General features: G+C 42.1%; 2 pseudogenes. One reads left to right on the top strand and one right to left on the bottom strand.

Features of this window, described 5'->3' with window-relative positions:
* Nucleotides 1-620: pseudogene (locus R8O10_RS23920) on the bottom strand (calcium/sodium antiporter); the annotation flags it as partial.
* Nucleotides 621-1,007: 387 nt separating this feature from the next.
* Between R8O10_RS23920 and R8O10_RS23915 the strand changes: the two are divergent.
* Nucleotides 1,008-1,127, top strand: a pseudogene (locus R8O10_RS23915) (phospholipid ABC transporter ATP-binding protein MlaF); the annotation flags it as partial.

The following is a 1,127-nucleotide window of genomic DNA, read 5'->3' as shown; positions in this document are numbered from 1 at the left end:
TCGCTCATGCCGAAATGCTTAGCAATAATAACCGCATTGTCGACCAGCAGGCTTGCTGCCAAAGGAAGCAATATTAAACCGATAACCACCCACATGATGGCCTTAGGGTTGCTAACGCCTTGTGGGATTTCTGATTCTTGATCTTCAAGAAACGCATCGCCAGATTTTTGTTCTTTGCGGCTGATTTGCAACATAGCAAATAAAAAAGCACCAAACAGAACAAATAGTAAGACACCTTCATAAAAACCAAGGTGGCTGTTCCACAGTAAAATCCCAGCTAACACAGTTACCGCGATCATTAATGGTAATTCGCGACGGATAACTGCAGAACTAATAGAAAGAGGTTTGATCAGTGCAGTAATACCTAGGATAAGGGCAATGTTAGCAATGTTTGAACCCAAAACGTTACCGACAGCGGTATCGGTTTTACCGTCCCAAGCGGCTGTTGCTGACACCATCATTTCTGGTGCTGATGTGCCCATTGCAAGAATGGTCATACCGATCACTAAGGGTGAAATACCGACGTTGCGGGCTATCGCTGCAGAGCCAAAAACAAGTTTATCTGCGCTCCAAACAAGTAAAACAAGACCGACGATAAGCAACGCTACGGCTTCGAGCATGAGAATTCCTACGTATTAAATGAGTGAAATGAGTAACCGCTAATTTTGACCTTTTGCAGCTTAAAATGGAAGATAAACAACGAATAAATTAAAGGTTAGTAACGAAAATGTATGTAATTGTCACTCATTCAATCATTGCAAATAAAGTGACGATTCTGGTCTAGGATTTAAACACTTGGTGACGATCAGGCCATAATTTATGGAGAATAGCTTGAATTTGGTCGGCTTTATTTAATCGAACAGTGCTTTAAATTCCAAGCCAATGTGCTTATGATTGCAGCCTAATAAATGTACCGAAGTGGCGATAGGGAACCCTTAGCGCTATTCGGAAGTGGATTGACTTGACAACTCTGCGAGCGTTAATGCTCTGACAGTAGAAGAGATGATATGTCGAACAACGATTTAGTCACCGTGAACAACCTCACTTTTTCACGAGGAAATCGCACGATCTTTGATGGTATTGATCTGCATGTTCCTGAAGGTAAAGTGACGGCGATTATGGGACCA

It is taken from the genome of Vibrio sp. 1727 (assembly GCF_033344415.1).
Classification (GTDB): domain Bacteria; phylum Pseudomonadota; class Gammaproteobacteria; order Enterobacterales; family Vibrionaceae; genus Vibrio; species Vibrio alginolyticus.
This window is presented reverse-complemented; position numbering and strand designations above follow the sequence as displayed.